At 58.0% G+C, this 2222-nt stretch carries 2 protein-coding genes; both read right to left on the bottom strand.

Annotated features, from left to right (window positions below; genetic code table 11):
- Positions 1-26: 26 nt before the first annotated feature.
- Positions 27-356 (bottom strand): hypothetical protein, encoded by a 330-nt coding sequence (locus TH25_RS24510; RefSeq protein ID WP_114090854.1) that lies wholly within the window; start codon positions 354-356, stop codon positions 27-29.
- Between the two features lie 121 nt (positions 357-477).
- Positions 478-2222, bottom strand: a 1745-nt coding sequence (locus TH25_RS25190; protein WP_220151511.1) for a putative Ig domain-containing protein, incomplete at its 5' end; no start/stop codon positions are given.

The following is a 2222-nucleotide window of genomic DNA, read 5'->3' on the forward strand; positions in this document are numbered from 1 at the left end:
CTACTGGATTTGAATGAGTCTGGACCCTAGGTGCTGTCGCGATTGTTGCGCGTGGTCCAGCCGGTTTTCGCCACCACATCAGGCAGCAAATTGACATTGGCAACATCAAGCTGCCCCATCGAAACCGCCTCTTCCATCAGTTTCAAACGATGGTCGAGATTGTATTTCAGCGCCCGTGCAATCGCATCATCAAGCGTCAACGGCCCGTCGATTTTCTCCTGATTGGCAAACAGCCGGTTTAAATCCGTCTGAACCCGGCTGTCATTTTCCGCCTGTGTCAGGGGTTCTGGCCGCACGGCACACCCGGCCAACAACAACATTCCCATCGCGGCAACAGGAACCATGCCCCTGCGCATACCGCGCCCGTTCCTTCCCACAGAACTGTTTAACAATTCCGATCTCCCTTTTTTTCCACTCGCCCTACCTGGCAAATGGCCCCAAAACAAATCGTCAAAACGCGTTTTTACAACGTCCCCGTTACGCGGCGAATACGTCAAATGCTGACAATGCCTTCGCCAGCAAACTGGCCTGGCGATCAACCGCCCCGCCCGCACCGGCAAGCTGGTCCGCAAAATCGATATTGCCCGATCCCGTAAACGCAATATCGACAGATGCGTCCTCTTGCGGCGTCAACACGCCCTGGACATTGCCCTGACCATCCTCAGGCGGTGTGGTACCGGTTTCACCCGAATTTTTCGGCGCTGGCGCGGGGGTGGCTTCCGGAGCAGGTGTCGGGGCGGCCTGGGGTTGCGGCGCTGAAACAGCCCCGCCCTGGCCTTGGTTCCCGTTCAAAGTTTCATTCGCGGATGGCCCCCCATCGCCCGATGGCAAAGGTGCATTCCCCGCATCGCCGCCCGCGCCAAGCGCCCCGGCACCGGTTGTGCCAAAGGGAGAACCAGTCGTACCCAGACCACCCCCAAAACCGCCGCCACCAAAGCCACCGCCCAAACCAGCACCAACAAATCCGCCCCGACCGGCATCAGTTCCGCCAGTCGTACCAAAACCAGCGCCCCGGGACTGACGCAGTCCCGTACTCACGGGCGTCCCGCTATTGTCGATCGCGCTCTGGCTCCCCAGTCTTCCCGTCACAGCTTGCGGAATCTCCCCACTGCTGCCGCCAACCTGGTCAAGTGCTGCCGTTACCGGAGCACCCGTATCACCAAGGTCGAAGCTAGGTACAGACAACAATATCTGTGGCTGGGCAACCGGTTCGGGAGCAGACGGTGGCGGCGTTGTCACGACAACCAGACGCGCTTCAACACGAATGGTCAAATCGCTGCTGGCCGTCAGATGGGCAGACGCATCCTCGGTCGCGGTAATCCGGATCGGCAAATTGCCAATAAAGCTGCCCGGCACCGTCCCGGTAAAGGTCACTGTTGTCCCATTCACCTGATAGCTCAACCACGCTGGCAGGGCCGAACCATCTGCCAAAGTCGCCTTAAAGCTCAGATTGTCGCCATCAACATCGTTAAACCCGGCAACAGAAACCGAATAATTCAACGGTCCGCCATTCTCAACCGTCGTCCCGGCAAGAGACGCCGGTGCATCAGGCGCGTCATTTACATCGCTCACAGCAAGACTGGCCGTGACATTCCCGGTGGAAAAGGCAGAAGTTCCACCCGATGTGGTGGTATCTGCCGTGCCAGGCCCGGAATTACCCGAAGCCGTGCCCGATGTCTGGTCCCATGCCTTGAACGACAGACTGGCCGTTTCGCCATTATTTCCATCGGGCACATAGCGCACCTGGCTTGATGAACTGAGCAAAACCGCAGCCGTGCCAGAGGCCGAGGTCAGATTCACCCAGTTATTGCCATCGGTGGAATATTGCCATGTACCATTCCCGGTGAGACCGGTAATCGCAATCCCCGACGATGCGCCACTATCCACATCATTGTAACCGGCACTGGTCAGCATCGATGAAACCAGCGTTGCCGAAGACGTCGTATCTTCATTGGTGCCCGTCAGCGTCACAGAGGCACCATTGGTAACGGTCGGCGCATCATTGACATCGCTGACCACAAGACTGGCCGAGGCGGTACCGGTCGAAAAGGCCGACGTACCGCCCGTTGTCGATGTATCTGCCGTACTCGCAACCGTATTGGTCGAAGCGGTGCCGGTGGTAGTATCCCATGCCTTGAACGACAGCGTTGCCGTTTCACCATTATCATTGCCGGGCACATAGCGTACCTGACTGGTGGAACTTAACAAAATCGCTGAAGTAC

The organism is Thalassospira profundimaris (assembly GCF_003326755.1).
Classification (GTDB): domain Bacteria; phylum Pseudomonadota; class Alphaproteobacteria; order Rhodospirillales; family Thalassospiraceae; genus Thalassospira; species Thalassospira profundimaris_B.

Excerpts from the sequence above, each read along its gene's own strand:
- TH25_RS24510 (WP_114090854.1), bottom strand. The coding sequence starts at position 356 with ATGCGCAGGGGCATGGTTCCTGTTGCCGCGATGGGAATGTTGTTGTTG.